Origin of the sequence: Streptomyces sp. sk2.1 (assembly GCF_008120935.1) — a bacterium.
In the GTDB taxonomy this organism is placed as follows: domain Bacteria; phylum Actinomycetota; class Actinomycetes; order Streptomycetales; family Streptomycetaceae; genus Streptomyces.
The window spans coordinates 109,176-134,831 of the sequence record NZ_RDBO01000033.1; the positions used below are offsets into that span (position 1 = coordinate 109,176).

The following is a 25,656-nucleotide window of genomic DNA, read 5'->3' on the forward strand; positions in this document are numbered from 1 at the left end:
GGCGACCCCGCCGCCCGGCCCCAGTGCGGCAGCCGCACCGCCGCCTCGATCTGTACGAGGAGGCCGCCCGCCACCGCGGGCTGACCCCGCCCCGTACCCATCCCCTCGCCAGCATCACCTGGCTGGGGCCCGCCGCCTCCAATCCGGCGCTCGCGTACCGGGTCGGCGGCGATCCGGCCCATCTGGCGGAGAGCCGGCGCTGGATCGAGGCGGCGGTGCGGCTGCCGCACTGGGGCCGGGCGCACATGCCGGACCACGACCTGGACGCCGGCTGGCTGCTGCACCACCTCTCGCTCGCCCACCGGTGGATCGGCGACGAGCTGCCGGACGACGTGGCGGCGCTGCTGCGGTACAAACTGCTGCTCCAGGGGCGGCGGATGTACGAGTTCGCGGTGGCGAGCGAGGGCGGCTGGTGGTCGTCCTCGTACTGGCAGAACCACAACTGGATCTGTTACGCGGGCCTGGCGACCGCCGGTTACGTGCTGGGCAAGGAGGAGTGGACCGAGCGTGCCAAGGAGAACCTCGGTACGGTCCTCGACCTGATGCCGGACGACGGTTCGCACGCCGAGGGGGTCGTCTACTGGCGCTACGGGGTGCCGTTCCTCGCCATCCACCTGGACCTCCTCCAGGAGGCGGAGGGCATCGACTGGTGGGAGCGGGGCGGGTTCCTCCGCAACACCTTCCGCTACCGGCTGCACCAGACGGCGCCCGGCTTCGCGTTCAACGTCGACCACGGCGACTGCCACGACCGGCGCAGCGGGCACAGCGCCGCCCTGTACTACCGTCTCGCGGCCCGGTACGGCATCCCCGAGGCGCAGTGGATGGGCGATCTCGCCTCGGGCGAGCTGCTGTGGCAGGAGGCGGCGGAGAGCGGGGTGCGGCCGGGCATCCTGCCGGAGGCGTACCTCGAACACCTCTGGTACGACCCGTCCGTGGCCGCCGCGCCGCCCACCGGGACGCGGGCGTTCTTCCCGGACCTCGGGCTGCTCTGCGCCCGTACCGGATGGGACGACGACGCCACGCTCGTCTCGTTCAAGGCGAGCCCCGGCGGCGGCCACAAGGCGTGGGAGACCTCGGCGAAGCACCGGGCGGAGAAGGGCTGGGACACCCTCAACCAGGGCCACCACCACCCCGATTCGGGCTCGTTCGTGCTGGTCTCGCAGGGCGGTTTCCTCGCGGTCGACGAGGGCTACAGCAACCGCAAGCGGGCCGCGCACCACAATCTGCTGCTGGTGGACGGGCAGGGGTACGCGGACGAGGACCGGTACCACGTGTACCGGGACATCCCCCACGAGCGGCAGGCCCGGCAGCGCGACGTGCTGGTCGCCGACGACTGCGGCTGGGCGCACGCCACGGCGGAGATCGCCGCGATGTACGACCCGGCGCTCGGGGTGCGGCGGCTGGACCGGACGCTGGTGTTCACCCCGTCGGGGCGGCTCGTGCTGCTGGACCTCGCCGAGGCGGACGCGGAGCGGGAGTGGACGTTCCTGCTCCAGACCGACCGGCCGACCGAGCCGCTGCCGGACGGCGGCCGGCTGATCCGGTCCGGGGCGGCCTCGGCGCTGCTGCGGCGGTTCGCGCCGCTCGACGCCCGGGTCGTCCCCGAGGTCACCGAGGTCGAGGCCAATCCGACGTCCAGCACGCCGGAGCTGCGCCTCACCCGCACCCTGCACACCCTGCGTGCGACGACCGCGCGTTCGTCGAGCGGTCTCTTCCTCACCGCGATCGTCCCGGGCGCCGGGCCGGTCGACACGCGGCGGGCCGAGTGCGCGGAGGGCGAGGGCGTCGTCCTCGGCGAGGAGACGGTGCTCCTCTCGCCCGTCGCCCGCCGCATCCGTACCGCGGAGGTGTCGGCCGACGCCGCGGCGGTGCTGCTCGACGGTGCCGGGCACGCCCCGTACGTGGTGGCGGCCACCCGGCTGGAGCTGGACGGCCAGGTGCTGCTCGATGTCCCGGAGCCGTACACAGGAAAGGTCGGCTGATCATGCAGGCAACCCTCTCGTCCGGCTGGCCGACGCTGCTGCGGCGGCTGGAGTTCATCGCCTACCCGGCCGCCGCCGGGGCCGCGTTCACCGTGCTGGCGCTCGGTGTCGTGACCTGGCTGCCCGCGCTCGCCGCGATGGGGTACGCCCTGCAGCGGTGGCGGGCGGAGGGCGACAGCCGTTGTTTCGTCCACACGTTCACCGCGTTCCCCCGGTACTGGCGCGCCCTGTGGCGGCACTCGCTGGTGTCCACGGTCGCCGTGTTCGTCCTGGTCGCCAACATCGTCCATCTGCTGGGCCGTTCGGAGCCGTGGACGTTCGTGCTGCTCGCCGCGCAGGTGGGCATCGCCGCCGCGCTCGCCATCCATCACGTGGCGCTCGCGGCGGAGGCGGGCCGCTCGCCGCACGGCACGGTCCGCACCTGGTCGCGCGGGGCGCTGGCCCTCGGTTTCGGGTCACCGGCCCGGGGCACCGCCCTGCTCGGCGCGGTGGTCTCCGCCGCGCTGCTCTCCCTCGTCGTACCGCTGGGCCCCCTGCTCCTCGGCCCCAGCATCCCCGTACTGCTCGCCCTGTCCTTCGCAGACCCCAGGAGGCACACCCCATGAGCCGTGTACTGCGCACCGCCCTCGTCGCCGCGCTCGCCGCCGGCGCGCCGCTCGCCTTCCCGCCGCCGTCGGTGGCCGCCGAGGCCGCCACCGCGTACTACGTGTCGCCGTCCGGCAGCGACGCCAACTCCGGTACGTCGGCGGGCTCCCCGCTGGCCACGATCCAGAAGGCGGTCGATCTGGCGCCGACCGGCGCGACGGTGCACCTTGCCGCGGGGACGTACCGGCAGGACATCGTGACCAAGCGTTCCGGGGTCACCCTCACCGGCCCGTCGAGCGCCGTGGTGAAGGGGGCCGGTGACGCCCGGATCATCCAGGTGCAGCACGACTCCACGACGCTCAGCGGTTTCACCGTGGACGGACTGCACGGCTCGTCCTCCGACGTGTCGGGCTACCGCCTCAAACTCATCTATGTCATGAGCACGACCCCGGGTAACGGGGTGGGCGGGCTGCGCATCACCGGGATGACGCTGAAGAACGCCGCCGACGAATGCCTGCGGGTGCGCTACCTGGTGACCGGCGCCGACATCTCCGGGAACACCATCACCGACTGCGGGGTCGCCGACTTCAAGTTCGGCGGGGGCGGCAAGAACGGCGAGGGCATCTACCTCGGCACGGCCCCCGAGCAGCAGGGCGCGAACGGCGCCCCGGACGCGGCGCCCGACGTCAGCAGGAACAACCGCATCCACCACAACACCATCGCCACCTGGGGCAACGAGTGCGTGGACGTGAAGGAGAACTCGACCAACAACTACGTCGAGTACAACGACTGCAGCGGCCAGAAGGACCCCAGCTCCGGCGGGCTGGACGCGCGCGGCAGCGGCAACATCTTCCGCTACAACACCGTTCACGACAACGTCGGCGCGGGCATCCGGCTCGGCGGCGACACCGCGACCGACGGCATCGACACCAGCGTCTACGGCAACACCATCACCGACAACGCGGGCGGCGGCATCAAGTTCATGCGCACCCCGCAGGGCCCGGTGTGCACCAACACCATGAGCGGCAACACCGGTGGAAACGCGGTCGGCACCTACGGCGGCGAGTACGACCCGACGGGTGTGTGCCCCAAGTGACCGGGCGGGGACCCGCGAGACGCGGGGTACTGACGGCGGCGGCCTCCCTGGCGGCGGTCGCGGCCGCGGCGCCGGGGGCGCGGGCGGCCGAGCGGTCGGGCGGCGGCACGGGCCGGTCGCGCTGGACGACGTCCTGGGCGACCGCGCAGACCGCGCCGACCGCCACCGACACGGTGGCGGGCGCCGGCCTGACCGACGCCACCTTCACCGCGCACGTGCGGCTGTCCGCGGGCGGGAACGTGCGGCTGCGCTACGGGCACGCCTTCGGCACCGTCCCGGTCCTCGTCGGCCCGGTGACGGCGGGCGGCAGGCCGGTGACGTTCGGCGGGCGGCGCCAGGCATGGCTCGCCGCCGGCGCCTCGCTGACCAGCGACCCGGTCGACGGCCTGCGGGCCGCCGAGGCGGCGCGGCTGACGGTGGAGACCCGGCTCCCCGGCCCCACGGGGCCGCTGTCCTTCCACCGCAACACCCACGCCTCGCACTTCGTCGACGGCGAGCGCACCACCTCGGTGTTCCTGCTGACGGGCGTCGAGGTGACGGGGGCGCACGGGCCGGTGGTCGCGGTGCTGGGCGACTCCATCACGGAGGGCGTGGGCACGCCGGACGACGCCGATCTGCGCTGGCCCGACCAGCTGGCCAGGCGCCTGCCCGGCTCGGCCGTCGCCAACCTCGGCATCAGCGGCAACCGGCTGCTGCTGGACGACGCCCGGTTCGGTCCCGGCGGCCAGGCCCGCTTCGACCGCGACGTGCTGTCGCTGCCGGGGCTGCGGACCATACTGGTCCACCTCGGCGTCAACGACCTCCAGCAGCCGCCGAGCCAGACCGATCCGGCGCGCGTCCTGGACGGGTACCGGCAACTGGTGCTGCGCGCCCGCAACTCCGGTCTGCGGGCGGTCGGCGCGACCATCACCCCGTTCGAGGGCTGGATCCGCTGGACTCCGGAGCTGGAGGAGGTCCGGCAGCGGATCAACGCCGCCGTACGGACCGGGCACGTCTTCGACGCCGTGGCCGACTTCGACGCCGCGCTGCGCGATCCGCAACACCCCTCGCGCATGGCCGCCGCGTACGACAGCGGCGACGGACTCCACCCCAACCCCGCCGGTCACGCCGCGCTGGCCGCGGCCGTCGACCGCCGACACCTTCTGTGAGGGCCGCATCATGAACCCAGGCAGCACCCCGGGCACCACCCGGCGCACCGTTCTCGCGGGGGCGGCGGCGCTCGGCGCGGCCGTCGCCCTGCCGCTGACGCCCGCCGCGTCGGGCACCGCGCACGCGGCCGAGGACACCGCGGCCGCCCTGCGCACCCGCTGGCACACCCTGCTCACCGGCGGCCCCGGCCTCGACCCCGCCGACCCGCGGATCGCCGCGGCCGTGGCCCGGGTCGGCCGGGCCGCGACCACCGCCGCCAAGGGCCTCGACCCGACCCGTACCGACGGGCTGTTCCCCGACCTGACCAGCACCGCGCTCTCCAACCACGTCACCACCTCGTTCAAGCGGCTCGCCACGGTCGCCACCGCGTGGGCCGTCCCCGGCACCCCGCAGTACGGCGACACCGCGCTGCGCGATCTGCTGCTGGCCGGCCTCGACTGGATGCTGACCCACCGTTACGGCCCCGAACACACCCGGTTCGACAACGACTGGGACTGGGAGATCGGCTCCGCGCTCGCCCTCAACGATGCGACCGTGCTGCTGTACGACGTGCTCGGGGCGGAGCGGCTGGCCCGGATCACCGCGGCCGTGCGGCACTACACCCCCGACCCGAACCTCTGGCGGGCCGACCGGCAGATCGCGACCGGGGCCAACCGGGTGTGGATCTCCACCGTCGTCGCCGTCAACGCCGTGCTCCGCGACAGCGGGGACGACCTGGCCCGGGTCCGTGACGCGCTCTCGGACGTCGAGGGCTCGGGCGCCAACAGCGTCCTGGCCTTCAACGACGCGAGCGCCGCCGCGGAGGGCACCGGCGAGGGCTTCTACTCCGACGGTTCGTTCCTCCAGCACTACAAGCACCCCTACAACGGCGGGTACGGCAAGGAACTGCTGAACAACCTGTCCCGGCTGCTGAACCTCCTGGCGGGCACGGCGTGGCAGGTCACCGACCCGGACCTGGACAACGTCCGCCGCTGGGTCGACGACGGTTTCGACCCGCTGCTGGTGCGCGGCGACGTGATGGCGTCGGTGTGCGGACGCGAGATCGCCCGCCCCAGCAAGCAGGGCCACGTCTCGGCACAGACCGTCATCGAGGCGGTGATCCGGCTGATCCCGAGCTTCCCCGGCGAGGCCGCCGACCGGTTCACCGCCCTGGTCAAGCAGTGGATCACCGAGGACACCTACCGCGACTTCCTGGCCGTGACCGACCTCGCCTCGCTCGTCGCCGCCCAGCGGGTCCTGGCCTCCCCGGTCCCGGCGCGGGGGCCGCTGGTCTCGCACAAGCAGCACCCCCGGATGGACAAGGCGGCCCATCACCGGCCGTCCTTCGCCCTGGGCATCTCCGCGTACTCGTCCCGGATCTACAACTACGAGTCCATCCAGAACGAGAACCTGCGCGCCTGGCACCTCTCCGACGGCATGGTCCTGCTGTACACCGACGACCTCGGGCACTACAGCGAGGACTACTGGCCGACCGTCGACCCGACGCGTCTGCCCGGCACCACCGTCGTCGCGGGCCGGCAGGCGGACGGGGCGGGACAGCGCACCACCAGCACCGCCGACTGGGCCGGCGGGGCCGCGCTGCCGGGCACGACGCTCGGGGCGTACGGCATGGAGCTGCGCGCGTACGGGAGTTCGCTGCGCGGCCTGAAGAGCTGGTTCTGCCTGGACGACGTGATCGTCTGCGTCGGTTCGGGCGTCACCGCCGACGCGGGCACCGTCGAGACGGTCGTGGAGAACCGCAAGCTCCGCGACCCGGGGGCGGCCCTGCTCGTCAACGGCACGGCGGTGCCCCCGGACGCCGGCTGGTCGGCCCGCCTCGACAAGGTCCGGTGGCTGCACGTGGCCGGGACCGGCGGCTACGTCTTCCCCGAGCCCGCCACCCTGAACGGTCTGCGCGAGGAGCGCACCGCGACCTGGCGCGAGATCAACCTCAAGTACGGCACCGACACCCCGGTCACCCGCCCGTACCTGACGCTGTGGCAGGACCACGGGACGGCGCCGGACGGGGCGGGCTACTACTGGCTCCAGGCCCCGGCCGCCTCCGCGGAACGCACCCGGCAGTGGGCGGCCGCTCCCCCGGTGGAGCCCGTCGCCCGCACCACCGCCGTGCACGCGGTCCGGCGTTGCGCGGACGGGCTGCTCGCGGCGAACTTCTGGACCGCGGGCACCGCGCAGGAACTGTCCTCGGACGGCCCGGCCTCGGTCCTCGTACGGCCGGACGGGAAGACGGTGAAGGTGGCGCTGTCCGACCCGACGCAGTCGCGCTCCTCGGTCGTGCTGGACCTGGCGCGGCGCGGCCTGGACGTCGCCTCCGCCGACCCGGGCGTGAGCGTCGCCAGGACCAACCGCGGCATCCGGATCACCGCCGACACCGCCGGGCGCCACGGCGCGACCCTCGACCTCACCCTGAAGAGGAGCTAGACCCTTGCTGTTCGACATGGATCTCGACCGGTTGCGCGCGTACCGGCCGGAACCGGAGGAACCGGCCGACTTCGACGCCTTCTGGGAGAAGACCCTCGCCGAGACGGCCCGCCACGACCTGGCCGCGGAATTCGTCCCGTACGACGCCGGCTTCGCGACCGTCGACGTGTTCGACGTGACGTTCCGGGGCTGGGGCGGGCAGCCGGTGAAGGCGTGGCTGATGCTGCCGCGGACGCGTTCGGGCCCACTGCCCGCCGTGGTGCAGTACATCGGCTACAACGGCGGCCGGGGCATCCCGTACTCCTGGCTGACCTGGAGCGCGCTGGGGTACGCCCATCTGGTCATGGACAACCGGGGCCAGGGCGGTGGCGGCAAGAACACCGCGGACACCCCGGACATCGGCCCCGACGGGCACGGCTCCTCCTCCCCCGGCTTCCTGACCCGCGGCATCGAGGACCCGTACCGCCACTACTACCGGCGGCTGATCACGGACGCGGTGCGGGCGGTGGACGCGGCGAAGGCCCACGAGGCGGTGGACGCCGCACGGGTGGCGGTGCTCGGGGGCAGCCAGGGCGGCGGGCTCGCGCTGGCCGTCGCCGGGCTGCGGGACGACGTCGCGGCGACCGTCGCCGACGTGCCGTTCCTCTGCCACTACCGGCGGGCCTCGCAGATCACGGACGCCGGGCCGTACGCGGAGATCGCCCGCTGGCTGTCCGGGCACCGCTTCCGGATCGACGAGGCGATGGAGACCCTGTCCTACTTCGACGGGGTCAACTTCGCGGCGCGGGCGAGCGCCCCGGCGTGGTTCTCCGTCGGCCTGATGGACCGGATCTGCCCGTCGTCCACGGTGTTCGCCGCGTACCACCGCTACGCGGGACCGGCCGAGATCGAGGTGTTCACGTACAACGGGCACGAGGGCGGCGCGGAGTACGACCTGCCGCGCAAGCTCGGCGCGCTGCGGGGCGTGTTCGGCCGGTGACGGAACGCGGGAGGGGGCCGACGGTGACCGGCCCCCTCCCGTCACCTGCCCAGGGCCGCCATCGCGGCGTTGTGGCCGGGCACCCCGCTGACCCCGCCGCCGCGCACGGCGCCCGCCCCGCACAGCAGCACGTTGGCGTGCGCCGTCTCCACGCCCCACCGCCCGGTCTCCCCGGTGGCGTACGGGAAGGAGAGGTCCCGGTGGAAGATGTGGCCGCCCGGCAGCCGCAGTTCCCGTTCGAGGTCGAGCGGGGTCTTCGCCTCGATGCACGGCTCGCCGTTCCCGTCGAGCGCCAGGCAGTCGGTGATCGGCTCGTCCAGGTGCGCGTCGAGGGCGGCGAGGGTGGCCGCGAGCAGTTCGGCGCGCGCCGCCGCGTTGTCGGCGGCGAAGAGCCGGGCCGGGGTGTGCAGGCCGAAGAGGGTCAGGGTCTGGTGGCCACTGGCGGCGAGGTCGGGGCCGAGGATCGACGGGTCGGTCAGCGAGTGGCAGTAGATCTCGGACGGCGGGGTGGTGGGCAGCCGCCCCGCGGCCGCCTCCCGGTGGGCGGTGGCGAGCTGCCCGTACCCCTCGGCGATGTGGAACGTCCCGGCGAACGCCCGGCGCGGGTCGACGGAGCGGTCGCGCAGCCGGGGCAGCCGGGTGAGCAGCATGTTCACCTTCAGCTGCGCCCCCTCGGCCGGGGCGGGCAGCTCCTCGCCGAGGAGGGCGGCGAGGGCCTGCGGGGAGGCGTTGACCAGTACCCGGCGGGCGGCGACGACGTGTTCCGCCTCCGGTGAGCGGACGGTGACCTCGGCCCGGGTCCCGTCGGTCTCGATCCGGGTCGCCTCGTGGCCGACGCGGATCTCCGCCCCGGCCTCGCGGGCGGCCCGGGCCAGGGCGTCGGTGAGCGCGCCCATGCCGCCGACGGGGACATCCCAGTCGCCCGTGCCGCCGCCGACGACGTGGTAGAGGAAGCAGCGGTTCTGGATCAGCGACGGGTCGTGCGCGTCGGCGAAGGTACCGATCAGGGCGTCGGTGAGGACGACTCCGCGCACCAGGTCGTCGGTGAAGTTCTTCTCGACGGCGATGCCGATGGGTTCCTCGAAGAGCGTCCGCCAGGCCTCCTCGTCACCGATCCGCCCGCGCAGCTCGGCACGGTCCGGCAGGGGTTCGGTGAGCGTCGGGAAAACCCGCTCGGCGACCTGCCGCGTCATGCCGTAGAAGCGCTGCCACGCCCGGTACTCCCGGTCCGAGCCGGTGAGCGCGGCGAAGGAGTCCGGGGTGCTCTCCCCGCCGACGAGGAGCCCGGTGGCGCGGCCGTCGCGCACGGTGGGGGTGTAGGAGGAGACGTCCCGCTTGCGTACGGCGAAGTCCAGTCCGAGGTCGCGGACGATCTTCGACGGCAGCAGGGACACCAGGTACGAGTAGCGCGACAGTCGGGCGTCGACCCCGGCGAAGGGGCGGGTGGAGACGGCCGCTCCCCCGGTGGTGGCCAGCCGTTCCAGGACGAGGACAGACTGTCCGGCACGGGCGAGGTAGGCGGCGGCGACCAGTCCGTTGTGGCCGCCGCCCACGATCACTGCGTCATAGCTGTCGGGTGCGGGCATGACCCTTCGTAGCACGGCACGATCACACCTGGCCAGAGGTGGCGGTGCCGGGAACCTGCTGTCCGCGGCGCAACGCCGCGACCTGCCGGTACAGCTCGACGGCCTCCGTTCCCCTGCCGAGCTGCTCCAGGCAGTGCGCCTCGTCGTTGCGGGCGGCGAGGGTGTCGGGGTGGCCGGCGCCGAGCAGCCGCTCGCGGGCCCCGGCGACCCGGCGGTAGGCGGTGAGGGCGTCGGCCCAGCGGCCCAGCCAGCCGAGGCCGACGGCGACCTCCCGGCGGCTGACGAGGGTGTCGGGGTGGTCGGGGCCCAGTACCCGTTCGCGGATCGCACACACGTCCCGGGCCTCGGCGAGCGCCTCCTCCCAGCGGGCCAGTCGCCCCAGGTTGACGCCCAGGCCGTGGCGGGCGCGGAGCGTCTCGGGGTCGGTGGGGCCGGCCACCCGGGTCCGGTCGTCGACCAGGGCGCGGTACAGCTCCAGCGCCTCCTCGCTGCGGCCCATGCGGCCGAGGCCGATGCCGACCTCGTAGCGGGCGGAGAGGGTGTCGGGGTGGTCGGCGCCGAGCGACCTCGCGCGGCCCCGGGCCACTTCCCGGTAGGTCTGCAGGGCCTGCGGCCAGCGGCCCAGCCGGCCGAGCGTGTATGCCACCTCGTACAGCGTGACCAGGGTGTCGGGGTGCTCCGCGCCGAGGAGCCGGGCGCGGGCCGACGCCACTTCCCTGGCCATGCGGTACGAGTCCTCCAGACGGCCGAGCCGGCCGAGGTTGAAGGCCAGGTTGTGGCGGCAGCGCAGGGTGTCGGGGTGGTCGGGCCCCATCGACCGTTCCCGTGAGGCGAGGACCTCCGCGTACACCTGGTGGGCCTCGAAGTACCGACCGAGCCGGCCCAGCACGTACGCCGTCTCCTGGCGGGCGGCGAGGGTGTCGGGGTGGTCGGGCCCCAGCACGCGTTCGCGGCCCCGGGCGACCCGGTCGAACTCCCGCAGGGCGTCCGGGGCGCGCCCGGTGCGGCTGAGGGTGAAGCCGACCTCGTACCGGCTGGCGAGGGTGTCGGGGTGGTCGGGGCCCAGGGCGTGTTCCCGTTCGGCGGCGACCGCGCGGTGCACCTCGCCGGCCTCCTCCCAGTGGCCCAGCCGCCCCAGGTTGAGGCCCGCGCTGTGCCGGCCGGCGAGGACGGAGAGCAGTTCCGGCGACGGGGTCGGGCGCCCGGCCGCGGCGAGCGGCAGTCCCCCGGTGAGGTCGCGCAGGTCGGTGCCGGTGGTCCACTCGCCGGTGAGGCCCGCGGAGTGGTCGGGCAGGGCCACGGGCGGCCGGGCGCCGGCCGCCCTGTGCCCGGTGGTCATGCCGCGGGTCCAGGCCGGCAGCCGCTGTCCCGGGCGCACGACCGGGACGGGCGGCGCGAGCCACACCCGCCCCGACAGCTCCGGGCTCGGCTGTTCGCCGGTGCGGCCGATGACGATCCGCTGCTTCAGGTCGCCCGCGTCGACGGGCCGTTCCTCGGGGGTCTTGGCCAGCAGTTCCAGGACGACGCGGTCGAAGAAGTCCGGGAGTTCGGCCCGGTGGGTGCGCGGGGGCCGGGGCTGGGTGTCGCGGTGCCCGACCAGGATCGACCAGGAGTCCTCCAGGTCGAACGGCGGTGCCCCGGTGGCGATCTCGTACAGGACGCAGCCCAGCGAGTAGAGGTCGCTGCGGTGATCGATGTGGCCGCCGCTGATCTGCTCGGGCGACATGTAGTGCGGGGTGCCCATCGCGATGCCCGTGCCGGTGAGGCGGGAGGAGCCCATGTCGTGGCCCAGCCTGGCGATGCCGAAGTCGCAGATCTTCACCGTGCCGTCGGTCAGCCGCATGATGTTGGCGGGCTTGAGATCGCGGTGCACGATGCCCTGCCGGTGGGTGTAGCCGAGGGCGTCGGCCACCTGTTCCGCGATGTCGACGATGTCGGCCACCGGCAGCGGGTGCTGTTCGTTGTCCTCCAGGAGCTGGCTGAGGTTGCGACCCTCCAGGAGTTCCATGACCAGGTAGAGGACGCCCTCGTGCTCGCCGAAGTCGTGGACGACGGTGACGCCGCGGTGCTGGAGCGCGGCGGCGACGCGGGCCTCGCGGCGGAAGCGTTCGCGCAGGACGCGGGTGAAGGACTGGTCGTGCTGCGGCCCCATCGGCTTGAGGCACTTGACGGCGACGTGCCGGCCGAGCGACTCGTCACGGGCGCGCCACACCTCGCCCATGCCTCCGCGCCCGATCAGATCGAGCAGCCGGTACCGGCCCTGGATCAGCCTGGTGTCCGCCATCGCCTGCTGTCGCCCCCGTCGTTCCGCCTGTCGCCCACTGCTGCGCCCTCCCCGGCCCGTCCAGTATGGCTGCCCGGCTGCTCGGTTTGTACGGGGTGACACGGTCGCCGGGTCCGAGTCGCGCGGTGGCGGCGGGCGCACCGGCGGGGCCGGGCCCGCCCGAGAAGGCTCCGCTGCGGGCTCCCCGGGCCGCCGCCATGGCCGGTACGACCCGATGACACGCTTCGGCACCGCTCATGGGCGTGGAGGAGGGGTACTTCCCCGTCGCCCCCGTCACCCGTGAGGTCGTCCCGTACGCGGCCGAGGTGGCGGGGAGGGCCGCGGAGGACCTGGTGTCCCGGGAACCGGGCCGGGCCCGGTGGTGACGACGGTGGTGCCGGGAATCGGGGCCGGCTCCTGGAAGGACACGAGGGGCGGGGTGTCGGCGGTCAGTGCGGCGGCGGTCAGCTGTCGAAGCCGAGGCCGACGCGGTCGAGCGCCTTGAGCCACACGTTGCGGCGGCCCTGGTTGCGGTCGGCGCGGGCCATGGACCACTGGGTGATGCCGATGCCGACGGCGCGGACGGGTTCGGGCGGGAACGGCAGGGGCTTGCGGCGGACGAGTTCCAGCTCCGTGCGCTCGGTGCGGTCGCCCGCGAGCAGGTCGAGCATGGTCTCCGCGCCGAAGCGGCTGGCGCCGACCCCCAGACCGGTGAACCCGGCCGCGTAGGCGACCTTCCCCCGGTGACTCGTGTCGAAGAAGACGCAGAACCGCGTGCTGGTGTCGATGGCTCCGCCCCAGGCGTGCGTGAACCGGACCCCTTCGAGCTGCGGGAAGGTGGCGAAGAAGTGCCGGGCGAGGGTGGCGAACGTCTCGGGCCGCTGGTCGTGTTCGGCGCGGACCCGGCCCCGGTAGTGGTAGACCGCGTCGTAGCCGCCCCACAGGATGCGGTTGTCGGCGGAGAGCCGCACGTAGTGGAACTTGTTGGCGCAGTCCGAGAAGCCCTGGCGGTTCTGCCAGCCCACGGAGGCCAGTTGCTCCTCGGTCAGCGGCTCGGTCATCAGCGCGTAGTCGTACACGGGGACGGTGTACGGGCGGTGGCGCCGGAGCAGGGACGGGTACGCGTTGGTGGCGAGCGCGACCCTGCTCGCGGTGACGCGGCCGTAGGGGGTGCGGACGGCGATCACCGCGCCGTGCTCGTCGAGCCCGGTGGCGGGCGTGTGCTCGTACACCCGGACGCCGAGGTCGAGGCAGGCCCGCCTGAGCCCCCAGGCGAGCCGGGCCGGGTCGACCATCGCCACGTCCTTGTTCCACACGCCGCCGAGGAACGTCGGGGAGTCGATCTGCGCGCGAACGGCCTCGGCGTCGAGCAGGAGCGGATCGCCGCCGTACCGGGCGGACGCCTCGGCCGCCTCCGCCAAGTCGTCGAGCTGGTACGGCTCGGTGGCGACGTCGAGGGCGCCGGTGCGTTCCCAGGCGCAGTCGATGCGGTACCGGGCGACGGCTTCCTCCATCGCCCGGAGGTTCTCGCGGCCGAGCCGTTCGAGCCGGCCGATCTCGTCGGGCCAGCGCTCCAGGCCGTTGCCCAGTCCGTGGGTGAGGCTCGCCTCGCAGAATCCGCCGTTGCGGCCGGAGGCGGCGCCGCCGGCCCGGTCGGCCTCGATGAGCACGACGTCGGTGCCCGGGTCGCGTTCCTTGGCGACGAGGGCGGTCCACAGGCCGGTGTAGCCCCCGCCGACGACGAGCAGGTCGCAGCGGGTACCGCCGACGAGCGCGGGCCGCGGCTCCGGCCGCTGCGGGTCGTCGAGCCAGAACGGGGCCGGGGCGGCGTCGGCGAGTGAGGCGAGGGGGTTCACAGGTGGCGCTCCTTCGGATCACGGAGGCGACCGGAGCGCGGCCCCTCCGAAGTACCGCCCATGAGACTCCGCCGGAATCCTCAACGTCAATGGTGTTGACATAAGACCGGGCGGGCCGGCTGCTCGCCGGACGCGGGCTTGAGCGCCGCCACCGCGTCGAGCACCGGCTCCGGCGCGAAGGGGTGGCCACCGCCCCTCATGCCGGCGGCGAGCAGCGGGAGGCGGCGGCGCTGCCCCGGCGGCTGCCCGGCGGTCGGCGCCGGCGGGTGGCCGTCGCGCGGGCTCTGGCGGTCGGGCCGGGGTGCTCGTCCTCGACGAGGCGGTCGCGGTGACTCCCGGTGGTCCGGTGCCGTACGACGGGCGCCGTCCGGCACCGGACGGCGGGCCGGGTCCGATTCCCCCGGGAAAGGACCGTCCGGCCCTCCCCCGCCGCCGCGCCCGGGGCGAGAGTGGGAACTGCGGAAGAGGAGGTCTCCGATGTCTTCCATGCCTGGTTCCCCTCGCACCGTCAGCGACGTCATGAGCCATACCGCCGTCGCGGTCGGACATGACGCGTCCTACAAGGAGATCGTCACCCTCATGGACGAATGGAAGGTGAGCGCCCTGCCCGTCCTCGAAGGAGAAGGACGGGTGGTCGGAGTCGTGTCCGAGGCCGACCTCCTGCCCAAGGAGGAGTTCCGGCACGACGATCCCCACTCCGGCCGATTCGCGCGGGCGGCCAAGGCCCGGGCCCTGCGGGCCGGCGAACTCATGTCGAGTCCGGCCGTGACCGTCCATCCGGACGCCGCACTCGCCGAGGCGGCACGGATCATGGCCACGCGGAAGGTGAAGCGCCTGCCCGTGGTGAACGGTCTCGGCATGCTGGAGGGGATCGTCAGCCGCAGCGACCTCCTCAAGGTGTTCCTGCGCGCGGACGGCGAGATCGAGGAGGAGATCCGCCGCTGCGTACTCGGCGGCCCCACCGCGGCGGCGGGGCTGGACGTCTCCGTGCTGGAAGGGATCGCCGTCCTCCGGGGGACGCTCACCGACCGCTCGCTGGTACCGCTCCTGGCCGGCGCCGTGCGGGCCGTGGAGGGTGTCGTGGACGTCCGGATGGAACTCGGTGCCCACGAGGACGCCCCATGACGGACAATCCTTGTGGGGGCGGTTACGTGCCCATCGACCGCAGGGATCGCCATGACCGATCTGACGGCAGCCGGTACTCCCACACGGATCTTCCTCGTGGACGACCACGAAGTGGTGCGGCGAGGTCTCCGTGACCTGATCGACGACGAACCCGACATGCAGGTGGCGGGCGAGGCGTCCACGGCGGCCCAGGCCCTGGCCAGGGGGCCTGCCCTGCGGCCGGACGTGGCCGTCCTCGACGTGCGGCTGCCCGACGGCGACGGGATCACCGTGTGCCGGGAGCTGCGCTCCCGGATGCCCGGCCTGGCGTGCCTGATGCTGACCTCGTTCGACGACGAGGACGCGCTCCTGGACGCGATCATGGCGGGGGCGGCGGGGTACGTCCTCAAGCAGATCAAGGGCTCCGATCTCGTCTCGGCGGTGCGCACCGTGGCGACCGGGCAGTCGATGCTCGATCCGGCCACCACCTCCCGGCTCATGCGCTCCCTGCGGGAGCCCGAAGCGGCGAAGCCCCCGGAGGACGAACGCCTCGCCGCGCTGTCCGGGCGCGAGCGTTCGGTCCTGGAACTCATCGGCGAGGGGCTCACCAACCGGCAGATCGCCAAGCGTCTCTATCTGTCGGAGAAGACGGTCAAGAACCACATCTCGCGACTGCTCGGAAAACTGGGGGTGGAACGGCGGGTGCAGGCGGCCGTGATCGCCGCACAGGCCCATGGACACGATGCCCATGAGCACGACCCCGAGGAGGGCTAGGGTCCTTCCTTCCCGTCCGGCGGCAGGGGGACGCGCCATTCGAGCAGGGTGCCCCCGCGGAGTTCCGTCCGGGGGAGGACGGACAGCGAACCGCCCAGTCGCCCGGCCCGCTCGGCAAGGTTGCGCAGGCCCCGGTCGGTCCGGCTCCGCGGAATACCCACTCCGTCGTCGCTCACCGTCACGACCAGGCTCCCCTCCCCGGCCAGGACGGCGACCTCGGCCGTGCCCGCACCGGCGTGCCTGGCCACATTGGTGAGTGCCTCACCGATCACCGCGACGACGGCATCGGCCACCTCGACCGGCACGTCCGTGTCCAGCAGCCCCTCCATGCGCAGGGCGGGGGTGAACCCGAGGGCCGGGACGGCCGAGTCGACCGCCGAGACGATGCGGCTCCTGAGTTTCGGCGCGGTGCCGGGAGCATCGTGTTCCCGGAGGCCGAAGATGGTCGACCGGATGATCTTGATGGTGGCGTCCAGGTCGTCGATCGCCCGGGTCAGCCGGTCCATCGCCTCCGGATGCTCGACGAAACGCCGAGCGCTTTGCAGGGTCATGCCGGTCGCGAAGAGTCGCTGGATCGCCAGGTCGTGCAGGTCGCGGGCGATCCGGTCGTGGTCCTCCAGGAGGGTCGCCTGTTCGGCGTCGCGGCGGCGGGCGGCCAGTTCGAGGGCCAGGGCCGCCTGTCCCGCGAATCCGGGGAGGGCGGCGGTCTCGGCGTCCGTGAAGGGCATCCGTCCGCCGCGCCGGGCGAGGATCAGCACGCCGCTCAGCCGTTCCTTGGTGGCCACCGTGACCGCCACCACCGGACCGAAGCCCTTCCAGCATTCCGGCCGTGCCGTCACCCGCTCGTCGCTCTCGACGTCCGCCGCCTTGACCAGTCCCTCCCCCTGTGCCAGGACGACGGCCGCCAGGGTGCCCTCGCCGCCCGGCAGGACGAGGCCCCGGTGGACGTCGGCGTCCTCGCCCCGGGCCAGCGCGCCCCGCAGCTCGCCGCCCGCGCCCACCGGGTAGAAGATCCCCGTGTCGGCGCCGATGATGTCCACCGCCTGCTCCAGCATCCCGTCCAGGGCCTCGGTCTCCTCCGTACCGGAGAGCAGGACGCCGGTGAAGTCGGAGCTCGCGGCGAGCCATCGCTGCCGGCGGCGGCCCTCCTCGTACAGCCGTGCGTTCTCGATCGCGATGCCGGCGGCGCCGGCCAGGGTGGTCACGACGGCCTCGTCCTCGGCGTCGAACTCGGCTCCTCCGCGCTTCTCCGTGAGGTACAGGTTGCCGAAGACCTCCTCGCGGACCCGGATGGGGACGCCGAGGAACGAGTGCATCGGCGGATGGTGCGCCGGGAAGCCGTACGAGGCGGGATGTTCGGACAACTCGGGCAGGCGCAGCGGCTCCGGGTTGCGGATCAGCTCGCCGAGGATGCCGTGTCCCGACGGCAGGTCCCCGATCTGCCGTCGCAGGTCGTCGTCGATGCCCACGGGGAGGAATTCGGACAGTTTCCGGTCCTCGCCGATGACGCCCAGCGCTCCGTACTCGGCGTCCACGAGGGACACCGCGGCCTGGACGATGCCGTGCAGCACCTGAGGCAGGTCGAGTTCACGGCCGACGGACATGACGGCCGCGAGCAGCCCGTTGAGACGGTCCCTGGTACCCCGCGCCTCGTCGATGCGGACCTGGAGTTCGTCGAGCAGCTCGTCGAGCCGGAGTCGTGGCAGCCGTGTGTCCGCAGATCCGGCTCCTTCACGAACCATCGGAACCTCCGGTCGCATCCGGCAGGCACGGCATCTGCCGCACCCGATTTCACGGTAGTCCGGATGCTCCGGCCGTTCCTCCCGGGCCCGTCCGCCGGAACGCGGTCCGGACGAGTCGCGCCGCGAGGAATCCGACCGGTGCGCAGGCGGCGGCGATGCCGATGGCCGCCCGGCCGAGTGGTTCGGTCTCCAGGACCGCACTCAGGAACGGGACGTACAGGGCTGCGACGGCCAAGAGGGCGGAGGCGAGGACCGCGAGCAGGAGGAACGGGTTCTTCCCGGTCAGCGGTCTGGCGCGCAGTCCCAGGACGACGCCGAGCTGCGCGGCGAGCAGGACGCTCTGCCGGGGGAGGCCCGGCGTCCGGGCGGCGAGGGCCGCGCCCAGTGCGGCTCCGGCGGCCTTGTCCACGGAGGCCGATTCGCCGGTGAGCATGGACTCGTCCAGCAGGAGGGCCGATGCCTCGGCGAGTTCGGCGTCGGCCGCGACGATGTCTCCCTCGCCGAGGACGAGTACGTCGCCGGGAACGATCCCGGAGGCCGGGAGGTCCCGGACGGCCGCGCCGCACGCGCGCGTGCGGCGCGCCCAGGGCCGAGAGGGCGGCGACGGCGTTGTCCGCGCGGATCTCCTGCGCGACGCCGACGGTCGTGTTCACGACGACGACCAGGGCGATGACGATCGCGTCGGGGTGGTCGCCGATCGCCAGGGTCAGCACGACGGCCCCGATCAGCACCATGATCAGCGGGTCGCGCAGTTGGGCGAGCACCCGGCTGTGGAGCCGCACCGGTTTTCCGGCGGCCACCTCGTCGGGCCCGGTGTCGGCGAGCCGCCGGGCGGCTTCCGCCTCGGTGGGACCTGCTGCCGAGGCGTCGGACGGAAGTGCCCGAGCGGCTGTCGGCTCCGGCATCGCGCTCTCACCCGGCGGGGGCGGGAACGGTGATCACGGGGCATCGGGCGCGGTGCAGCAGCCCGTGGACGACGGAACCGACCCGCATCCCGGTGTAGCCGCCCCGGCCCCGACGCCCGACGACGACGGCCAGGGCGTGCTCGGCGGCTTCCGCGAGCGTCTCGACGGGCGAGCCGACGAGCACTTCGTGGGTGAGCCGGACGTCTGGGTACTTCCCCGCCCATCCGGCGGTGGTCTCCGCGAGCAGGCGGCGCTCGGCGTGGAACAGCGTGTCGTTCCCGTGCAGGGAGAACACGGGCGGCTGCCAGACCGCGACGGCACGCAACGCGCAGTGTCTGAGGTCCGCCTCCTCGAAGGCCAGGGCCAGGGCCGCCCGGGAGGACTCGCTGCCGTCGACACCGACGACGAGGTAGGGCGGATCCTGTGTGCCGTGTTCCGCGTCGCCCACGACGACGACGGGGCACCGTGCCTGTGCGGTGACGGGGACGACCAGGGAACCGGCGCTCAGGAACTCCTCGGTGCGGCTGAGGTGGCGGGATCCGAGGACGACCATGGCGGCCTCCTGTGCCAGTCCGGCCATCACCGCGGCCGGGGAACCGTCGAGGAGCGTGGAGCCGACGTCCACACCCGGTTGCCGGGCCCGTGCCCAGTCGGCCGCGGCTCGCAACGTCTCCTTCCCCGCCTGTGTCCGCGCCCGGTGGGCGGGGGTTTCGCCGTCGCGCCGCGTGTCGTGCGGCGGCGGTACGGCGACGACGAGCCGGAGCGCCAGTCGGCGCCGGTGGGCCTCGTCGGCCGCCCAGGCCAGGGGCAGGTGTCCGTCGCGGACGGGGTCGATGCCGACGACGATGTCCCGGTGCTGTGTGCCGGAGGTCATGATGTGCTCCCTTCTCCGGGGTCCGCTCCCGGCAACGGGCTCCACCAAGCGGTGGCGTGCCGCAGCCGGGCGGATGCCGGTCCGAGGTGTCCGGGGCCCGTCGGCCGACGACGGTCGTGCCGCTCGGGACGATGTTCCGTCCGCACCGGCGGAGCGCCTTCCGGTGCCTCGGCCGCCCGGGCCCGGCCATGGTCCCTCGTCGGCCCACCGGGGCTTGTTCCCACCCTCGCACCCGGCCCCCGGGGTCCGGAGGGCTGCTGGGGGCACAGGTGGGGCCAAAGGTCCCATGGGGGCGGCGGGGAACGGGCCGAGTACCGGTCGGGCCCGGTGGAGGGACCGTTCGGCCCCTCGCGGACTCCCGGCGGACGGTGGACGGTGGGGACACGGGGCGGTCCACCGCGACGGCGCGAACAGGAGGCCCGCGATGAAGCATGTGAAGGTCGGCGACCTGATGACCGACAACGTGGTCTCCGTCCTGCCGGGGACGTCGTTCCGGGAGACGGCGAAGCTGCTCGCCGAGCACGGCATCAGCGGGCTGCCCGTCGTGGACGAGGACGATCATGTCGTCGGGGTGGTCTCCGAGAGCGATCTCCTGGCCCGGCGGGCGCTCACCGCCCAAAAGCTGATGACCTCGCCGGCCGTCACGGTGCATGCCGAGGAGGCCGTGGCGGACGCCGCCCGGCTGATGGTGCGCCGCGGGGTGGAGCGCCTGCCCGTGGTCGACGAGGAGGAACGGCTGGTGGGCATCGTGACCCGCCGCGATCTGCTCTGTGTCTTCCTCCGCCCGGACGCGGAGATCCGGCGGCGCATACGGGAGGAGGTCCTCGCGGATGCCGCCGATCCGCCCGAGGACGCGGTGGACGTGCACGTACTGGACGGGGTGGTGACCCTCGTCGGGCGGGTCCGGCGAAGGAGCCGGGCCGTACTGCTCCTGCGGCTCGCCGAACGCGTGGAGGGGGTCGTCGCCGTCGTGGACCGGCTGTCCGCCCGCGAGGACGACACACGCCTCGCCCCGTCCGCGCGCGCGGCCCACGACTTCTCCGGGTGACCGCCCGCGCACGGACAGGACGAATCGTGCCCGGTACCCCTCTGCCCCGTCCGCTCGTGGCCTCGTCGATCGAGGACGCCGTCACGGCGCCGTCGATGCACAACGCCCGGCCCTGGAGGTTCGTCCACCGGACGGGCACCGGCACCGTCGAGCTGTACGGCGACCCCGGACGCGGCATGCCGCGCCAGGATCCCGGCCACCGCGCCCTCCGCCTCGGCTGCGGCGCGGCCCTGTTCGGTCTGCGGGTCGCTGCCGTGCACCGGGGCAGGCATCCCGCGGTCCGGCTGCTGCCCTCCCTGCTGCCCTCCCCCGACGACCCCTGGCATTTCGCCGACGTACGGTTCGACGGCCCCGGCGACGCCGACAGCGAACTGGGACCGTTCCACTCCGCCCTGACCCGTCGGCACACCAGCCGGTTCCCCTTCACCGGGGAGCCGGTCCCCGCCGAGGTGCTCGACGGGCTCCGCGCCGCGGCGATCCCGGAAGGCTGCCGCCTGGTCGTTCCGGGAGCGTGGCACACCGGTACCGTCATGGAACTCGTGCACGACTCCGAGCTGTTCGAGGCGGCGGACGAGGCCGCACGCGCGGAGATCGCGGCCTGGACGCGAACGGGCGCGGCCGGGGAGGGCCCCGACACCGAAGGCATTCCCGCGTACGCCCTCGGTCCACGACAACACGACGTGACCGTGCTGGTCAGGGACTTCGGCGTCTCGCGCCGGGTGCCCGGCCGTGCTTCGGCACGCCTCGAGAGGAACCCGCAGATCGTGCTGCTCGGGACGGGTGAGGACACCCCTGAGGCATGGCTGGGGCCGGGCAGGCCCTGCACAGGGTCCTGCTCCAGGCCACCCTCGACGGGTTGGCCACCTCCCTCATGTCCCAGCCCCTCGAATGGCCGGAACTCCGTTTCGGCACCCGCGATCCGGGCTCGGGGGTCGGCTGCGTCCACATGGTGATCCGCCCGGGCTACGGCCCGGGCCCCCCGCAGGCCCGTGTCGGAGGTGCTCGCCTTCGGCTGAGCCGCCGGCCGCGGGGGCGAACGGTCACAGCCGGAACCATCGTTCCTCCCCCGATGCGACGGTGGCCCGCCGTCCTCCCGGCAGCACGACGGCGAGCGGCCCCCTCGACGAGGCGGGAACCCGTACTCCCAGGCGGCCGGGCAGCATCCGCAGACGTACACCGCGGTGACCGCCGCAGCAGAGGGTGAAGGCGAACCTGGGGAGCTCGCGCAACGCCACCGGTGCCACCCGCAACCCGTCCGGTCCCGCCTCCAGACCGGTGATCCCGCGCTCGACCAGATCGACCGTGCCGGCCATGGCCCCGAGGTGGATGCCCTCCCCCGTGGTGCCGCCCTGGACATCCGCCACGTCGGCGACCAGCGCTTCCTCGCAGTACCGCCAGGCGTCGGGGCCCTTCTGACGGGTCAGCACCCAGCCGTGGACGAGGCTGCTGAGGGTCGAACCGTGGCTGGTGCGCCGCAGGTGGTGGGAGACGGTGGCCCGCCAGATCTCGTCGTCCAGCCGGTACCCGAGCCGGGTGAACAGCCCGGACAGCTCCTCGGGCCGGAAGAGGTGGCCGAGCATGAGGGTGTCGGCCTGCTTCGACGCCTGGTAGCGGTTGACGGTGTCGCCCTCGGCCTCCAGGATGCGGTCGAGTCGGCGGATGTCCCCGTAACGGGCCCGGTACGCCTCCCAGTCGAGCTCCGCCAACTCGCCATAGCCCTCGAACTGGCTCACGACGCCCTGGTGGAACGGCACGTGGAGGCGGCGGGACACATCGTCCCAGCGGTCGAGTTCACCGTCGTCGAGCAGGAGTCGCTCGCGCAGCTCCGCCCGTCGTGCGGCGGGCAGTTCGTCCAGCAGATCGAGGCCGCGGGCGAGCACCCAGGCGGCGGTCACGTTCGTGTAGGCGTTGTCGTCGATGCCCGGAGCCGTCGCACCCGGATAGGCGTCGTGGTACTCGTCGGGTCCCACCACCCCGCGGATGCGGTAGCGGCCCGAGGCCGGGTCGAGGGTGGCGGAACCGGCCCAGTACCGGGCGATCTCCAGCAGGATCTCGGCGCCCTCGGCATGCAGGAAGCCGTGGTCCCCGGTGGCCCGCACGTACTTCCAGACGTTGTACGCGACGGCCGATCCGACGTGCCGCTGGAGCCGGGAGCGGTCGGGCAGCCAGCGTCCGGACCTCGGGTTGAGGTGGACCTCCGGCGTCTCCTCACGCCCTGAACCTCCGCTCTGCCAGGGGTACATGGCGCCCTTCTGGCCGGCGTGACGGGCCGCCTCGCGGGCGGCCGGCAGTCTGCGATGGCGGTACATGAGCAGAGCCCTGGCCACCTCGGGAAAGTGGAGGTCGAGGTAGGGCAGGACGAAGAGTTCGTCCCAGAAGACGTGGCCCCGGTACGCCTCCCCGTGCAGGCCGCGGGCGGGAACGCCCACATCGAGTTCCGCCGTGTGCGGGGAGAGCGTCTGCAGCAGATGGAACAGGTGCAGCCGCAGGATGTGGCCCGCTTCTCCCGGTACGTACAGTTCGCCCTCCTCCCAGAGCCGTTGCCAGGCGGCCCGGTGCGTGGCGAGCAGCGCAGGAAACGCCGGCGCGCGGGTGACGGCCCCGACGGCCTCGGTGAGGGGGTCGCCCGGGGGACGGTCCAGCGACGTGCGCAGGGCCACGGTCTTCTCCACACTCGCCGAACGGCCCCTGCCCAGGGGCAGACGGTACGTCTGGACGGTTCCGGTCGGTGTGGTGATCGCCCGGACCGGGCACTCGGGGCGGGTTTCCGTGCGTACGGCCAGGGCGATCAGGTGGCCCGGGTCGCTCGTGCGGCAGGACAGGAAGGCGGACCCGTCGGGCTCGAAACCGCTGCGGTGGCCCAGGAGGTGACGGCTCTCCAGGTGGCAGTAGCGCTCGACGCCGGAATTGGTGACGGCGCCGTCCAGGGCTGCCTCGACCTCGACGGCACCGGTCCAGCCGTACGCGTGGAAAGTGGTGAGCTGGGCCGCGAGCCCGGGGTCTCCCATGTGCACGATCCGCAGGTGACCGACCCGCAGACCGCGCCCCCGGGCGTCCTGGAAGAAGAGGCGCCGGGTGAGGACGCCCCGGCCCGGGTCGAGTTGTACGCCGTAATGGCGCAGTTGCGCGGAGTCCGGGGTGAGCCAGTCTCCCGGAGGGCTGTCGTCCGGAAGGCAGCGATAGCGCAGCAGCGTCCAGTTCGGCAGGTTGACGAGGTCCTCGTTCTCGACCTGCTCGCCGGCGACGAGCGAGGTGCGCCGGTCGTAGCAGCCGGCGAGGTAGGTGCCCGGGTAGTGGAACGCGTCGGCGGTGCACTCCGGCGCGGAGCCGCGGGTGGCGAACCTGCCGTTGCCGAGTGTGCAGAGCGCTTCCACCAGCCGCTCCCGCGCCGGGTCGTATTCGTCGTACCGCCAGATCCGTGCCGTGGTCATGGACGCACCCCCCACACCGCCTCCAGCAGTTCCACGAGGTCGGCGACGACGATGTCGGCGCCCTGTTCCCGCAGCGCCGCGGCATGGTGCCGGTCGGGGGCGCGATCGAGGCCGGCGACGAGCCCGAAGCGTCCGGCGCGGGCCGCCGAGACTCCGGCGAGCGCGTCCTCGACGGCCGCGCAGTGCTCGGGGCGGGTGCCGAGGAGACCGGCGGCGTGCAGGAAGAGCGCGGGGTCCGGTTTTCCGGCGAGGCCGAGCCGAGCGATGTCCTCGCCGTCGACGACGACGGTGAGGAGCCGGTCGAGTCCGGCGGTGGTGAGCAGTGCCCGGGCGTGCCGGGACGCCGACACCGCCGCGCACGGCACGCCGAGGGAACGCAGGGCGGTGAGTGCCCGCCCGGCGTCCTCGAAGGGGACGACCGGTTTCCTGCGCAGGGCGTCCTGGAACTCCTGTTCCTTGAGGGCTGCCACGGCCCGGACCGTGTCGCAGCCGGGAGGGTCGTCGGGTTCACCGGGGGGAAGGCCGATGCCCCGGGCCGTCAGGAACGCCTCGGCCCCGTCGTACCGGGACTTGCCGTCGACGAACCGGCGGTACTCGACGTCGGCGTCGAACGGCTTCCCGCTCCGCTCCCCGGGGGTCCACTCCGCGAGGCAGGCGTCGAACGCGGCCTTCCACGCCGCCGCGTGGACGGCGGCGGAGGCGAGCAGCACGCCGTCGGTGTCGAGGACGACGCCCCGCGGCGGCGGGGAGCCGGCGCGGCCGTTCATCCGGCGCCCGCGAAGTGCGCGGCCTCGACGGCCGTGTGCTGCGGACCGCCGAGCACGACCTTGATCGCCCCGGTCCCCGCGGCGCGGCCGAAGACGTCGTACGCCTCCTCCATCTGTCCGAATTCGAACCGGTGGGTGATCAGTTCCCCGGCCGGAAGCCGGCCGGCCGCCATCATGCGCAGCAGCATGGGCGTCGATGTCGTGTCGACGAGTCCGGTGGTGATGGTGACGTCCTTGATCCACAGGTCTTCGAGGTGGAGGGCCGCGGGTCCGCCGTGGACACCGATGTTGGCGACCCGGCCGCCCGGCCGGACCATCCGCGTGCACATCTCGAAGGCCTCCGGGACACCCACGGCCTCCATCACGACATCGGCGCCCAGGCCGTCGGTCAGGTCGGCCACGAGCTGCTCCGGTCCTTCCCCCGCCGTCGCGGTGGCGTCGGCACCCAGGCCGCGGGCGGCGGCGAGGCGGGACTCCGACAGGTCGACGGCCACGATCCGTCCCGGACTGTAGAGGCGCGCCGTGACGATCGCGGCGAGGCCGACGGGCCCCGCGCCGACCACGACGACCGTGTCCCCCGGCCGCACGCCGCCGTTGAGGACACCGACCTCGTAGGCGGTGGGGAAGATGTCGGCCAGGAGCACGGCGTCGAAGCTGTCGACCGCGTCGGGAAGGGGGTGGACGGACAGGTCCGCGAAGGGCACCCGGACGTACTCCGCCTGTGTCCCGTCGACGGTGTGTCCGAGGACCCAGCCTCCCCCGCCCCGGCACTGCCCGTAGCGGCGCCCGCGGCAGAACGGGCAACGCCCGCAGGGGGAGACGCAGGAGATCAGGACACGGTCGCCCGGCCGTACCGTGCGGACGTCGCCGCCCGCCTCGACCACCGTGCCCACCGCCTCGTGGCCGAGGACGCGACCGGTCTCGACCGTCGGCACGTCCCCCTTGACGATGTGCAGGTCGGTGCCGCAGATGCCGACCGCGTCGACACGGACGATCGCGTCGGACGCGGCCTCGATGCCGGGGTCCGGCACGTCCTGCCAGGCGATGCCGCCCGCCCCCTGGAACACCAGAGCCTTCATGACAGCCGCCCTTCC

Annotated in this window: 19 protein-coding genes and 3 pseudogenes; 11 read left to right on the forward strand and 11 right to left on the reverse strand. The window is 73.5% G+C overall.

Features of this window, described 5'->3' with window-relative positions; translation table 11 throughout:
* Window positions 1-23: 23 nt before the first annotated feature.
* The 6 genes from EAO76_RS12605 to EAO76_RS12630 are packed head-to-tail and all read left to right on the forward strand — an operon-like array spanning window position 24 to window position 8,212.
* Complete coding sequence (locus tag EAO76_RS12605; protein WP_262375417.1) at window positions 24-1,982, forward strand: hypothetical protein; 1,959 nt, start codon at window positions 24-26, stop codon at window positions 1,980-1,982.
* A gap of 2 nt (window positions 1,983-1,984) precedes the next feature.
* Window positions 1,985-2,587, forward strand: a complete 603-nt coding sequence (locus tag EAO76_RS12610; RefSeq protein WP_148836021.1) for a DUF624 domain-containing protein — start codon at window positions 1,985-1,987, stop codon at window positions 2,585-2,587.
* Window positions 2,584-3,663: a right-handed parallel beta-helix repeat-containing protein gene (locus tag EAO76_RS12615; protein WP_148836022.1), complete on the forward strand. Its 1,080-nt coding sequence runs from the start codon at window positions 2,584-2,586 to the stop codon at window positions 3,661-3,663. The genes EAO76_RS12610 and EAO76_RS12615 overlap by 4 nt, the downstream gene beginning before the upstream one ends.
* Window positions 3,660-4,811, forward strand: coding sequence for an SGNH/GDSL hydrolase family protein (locus tag EAO76_RS12620; RefSeq protein WP_148836023.1), 1,152 nt, complete (start codon window positions 3,660-3,662; stop codon window positions 4,809-4,811). The genes EAO76_RS12615 and EAO76_RS12620 overlap by 4 nt, the downstream gene beginning before the upstream one ends.
* A gap of 10 nt (window positions 4,812-4,821) precedes the next feature.
* A complete protein-coding gene (locus EAO76_RS12625) occupies window positions 4,822-7,233 on the forward strand; it encodes a polysaccharide lyase 8 family protein (RefSeq protein WP_148836024.1) in 2,412 nt (803 codons plus the stop codon).
* A gap of 4 nt (window positions 7,234-7,237) precedes the next feature.
* The gene (locus EAO76_RS12630) at window positions 7,238-8,212 is read left to right on the forward strand and encodes an acetylxylan esterase (RefSeq protein ID WP_148836025.1); all 975 of its coding nucleotides are present in this window, start codon (window positions 7,238-7,240) and stop codon (window positions 8,210-8,212) included.
* Window positions 8,213-8,253: 41 nt separating this feature from the next.
* Here the strand turns inward: EAO76_RS12630 and EAO76_RS12635 are convergent, their stop codons facing one another.
* Both EAO76_RS12635 and EAO76_RS12640 read right to left on the reverse strand, forming a co-directional pair.
* A complete protein-coding gene (locus tag EAO76_RS12635; protein ID WP_148836026.1) occupies window positions 8,254-9,798 on the reverse strand; it encodes an NAD(P)/FAD-dependent oxidoreductase in 1,545 nt (514 codons plus the stop codon).
* A gap of 22 nt (window positions 9,799-9,820) precedes the next feature.
* Entirely contained in the window at window positions 9,821-12,082 is a 2,262-nt protein-coding gene (locus tag EAO76_RS12640) for a serine/threonine-protein kinase (RefSeq protein WP_148836027.1), read from the reverse strand.
* 236 nt (window positions 12,083-12,318) lie between these two features.
* Here EAO76_RS12640 and EAO76_RS46105 point away from each other — a divergent pair, with 236 nt between their 5' ends.
* Window positions 12,319-12,447 carry a hypothetical protein gene (locus tag EAO76_RS46105; RefSeq protein WP_262375418.1) on the forward strand — a complete coding sequence of 43 codons (129 nt, stop codon included), beginning with the start codon at window positions 12,319-12,321 and terminating at the stop codon, window positions 12,445-12,447.
* Window positions 12,448-12,525: 78 nt separating this feature from the next.
* On the opposite strand, the gene EAO76_RS12645 is transcribed toward EAO76_RS46105, so the two are convergent.
* Complete coding sequence (locus EAO76_RS12645) at window positions 12,526-13,917, reverse strand: FAD-binding oxidoreductase (RefSeq protein ID WP_148836028.1); 1,392 nt, start codon at window positions 13,915-13,917, stop codon at window positions 12,526-12,528.
* A gap of 486 nt (window positions 13,918-14,403) precedes the next feature.
* Between EAO76_RS12645 and EAO76_RS12655 the strand changes: the two genes are divergently transcribed.
* Entirely contained in the window at window positions 14,404-15,042 is a 639-nt protein-coding gene (locus EAO76_RS12655) for a CBS domain-containing protein (protein WP_148836029.1), read from the forward strand.
* A gap of 51 nt (window positions 15,043-15,093) precedes the next feature.
* Entirely contained in the window at window positions 15,094-15,795 is a 702-nt protein-coding gene (locus tag EAO76_RS12660; protein ID WP_148836030.1) for a response regulator transcription factor, read from the forward strand.
* Here EAO76_RS12660 and EAO76_RS12665 read toward each other — a convergent pair.
* The 5 genes and pseudogenes from EAO76_RS12665 to EAO76_RS12675 form a co-directional block, all read right to left on the reverse strand.
* Window positions 15,792-17,537 carry a GAF domain-containing sensor histidine kinase gene (locus EAO76_RS12665; protein ID WP_148836031.1) on the reverse strand — a complete coding sequence of 582 codons (1,746 nt, stop codon included), beginning with the start codon at window positions 17,535-17,537 and terminating at the stop codon, window positions 15,792-15,794. The genes EAO76_RS12660 and EAO76_RS12665 overlap by 4 nt on opposite strands.
* A 49-nt stretch (window positions 17,538-17,586) precedes the next feature.
* Window positions 17,587-17,970: a cation transporting ATPase C-terminal domain-containing protein gene (locus EAO76_RS46110; protein ID WP_262375419.1), complete on the reverse strand. Its 384-nt coding sequence runs from the start codon at window positions 17,968-17,970 to the stop codon at window positions 17,587-17,589.
* Between the two features lie 9 nt (window positions 17,971-17,979).
* A pseudogene (locus EAO76_RS46115) lies at window positions 17,980-18,066 on the reverse strand (hypothetical protein); the annotation flags it as partial.
* A gap of 238 nt (window positions 18,067-18,304) precedes the next feature.
* Window positions 18,305-18,442: pseudogene (locus tag EAO76_RS46120) on the reverse strand (hypothetical protein); the annotation flags it as partial.
* 7 nt (window positions 18,443-18,449) lie between these two features.
* Window positions 18,450-19,316, reverse strand: a complete 867-nt coding sequence (locus EAO76_RS12675; protein ID WP_148836032.1) for a universal stress protein — start codon at window positions 19,314-19,316, stop codon at window positions 18,450-18,452.
* A 424-nt stretch (window positions 19,317-19,740) separates the two neighbouring features.
* Here EAO76_RS12675 and EAO76_RS12680 point away from each other — a divergent pair, with 424 nt between their 5' ends.
* Together EAO76_RS12680 and EAO76_RS12685 are read left to right on the forward strand one after the other, a co-directional pair.
* The gene (locus EAO76_RS12680; RefSeq protein WP_148836033.1) at window positions 19,741-20,364 is read left to right on the forward strand and encodes a CBS domain-containing protein; all 624 of its coding nucleotides are present in this window, start codon (window positions 19,741-19,743) and stop codon (window positions 20,362-20,364) included.
* Window positions 20,365-20,390: 26 nt separating this feature from the next.
* Window positions 20,391-21,380: pseudogene (locus tag EAO76_RS12685) on the forward strand (Acg family FMN-binding oxidoreductase).
* Between the two features lie 24 nt (window positions 21,381-21,404).
* Here the strand turns inward: EAO76_RS12685 and EAO76_RS12690 are convergent.
* From EAO76_RS12690 to EAO76_RS12700, 3 genes are read right to left on the reverse strand one after another with little or no spacing between them, the layout of a single operon-like run.
* Complete coding sequence (locus EAO76_RS12690) at window positions 21,405-23,795, reverse strand: glycoside hydrolase family 65 protein (protein WP_148836034.1); 2,391 nt, start codon at window positions 23,793-23,795, stop codon at window positions 21,405-21,407.
* Window positions 23,792-24,562, reverse strand: coding sequence for an HAD family phosphatase (locus tag EAO76_RS12695; protein WP_148836035.1), 771 nt, complete (start codon window positions 24,560-24,562; stop codon window positions 23,792-23,794). The genes EAO76_RS12690 and EAO76_RS12695 overlap by 4 nt, the downstream gene beginning before the upstream one ends.
* On the reverse strand, window positions 24,559-25,641 hold the full coding sequence (locus tag EAO76_RS12700; protein ID WP_148836036.1) for an alcohol dehydrogenase catalytic domain-containing protein: 1,083 nt from the start codon (window positions 25,639-25,641) through the stop codon (window positions 24,559-24,561). Before EAO76_RS12700 ends, EAO76_RS12695 begins: the two co-directional genes overlap by 4 nt.
* Window positions 25,642-25,656 lie beyond the last annotated feature (15 nt).